This window comes from Pseudoduganella ginsengisoli (assembly GCF_009720865.1).
Classification (GTDB): domain Bacteria; phylum Pseudomonadota; class Gammaproteobacteria; order Burkholderiales; family Burkholderiaceae_D; genus Rugamonas; species Rugamonas ginsengisoli.
Genome location: NZ_WNLA01000137.1, coordinates 1 through 201 on the forward strand (window position 1 = coordinate 1; position 201 = coordinate 201).

Here is a 201-nt window from a genome sequence, read left to right on the forward strand (position 1 = left end):
CTCCGTTACACTTTAGGAGGAGACCGCCCCAGTCAAACTGCCTACCATGCACTGTCCCCGATCCGGATTACGGACCAAGGTTAGAACCTCAAACAAACCAGGGTGGTATTTCAAGGATGGCTCCACGGGAACTGGCGTCCCCGCTTCAAAGCCTCCCACCTATCCTACACAGATTGGTTCAAAGTCCAATGCAAAGCTACA

The 201-nt window shown here is 52.7% G+C and carries 1 rRNA gene; it reads right to left on the reverse strand.

Annotated elements, in window-relative coordinates:
* A 23S ribosomal RNA gene (locus tag GM668_RS32005) occupies positions 1-201 on the reverse strand; the annotation flags it as partial.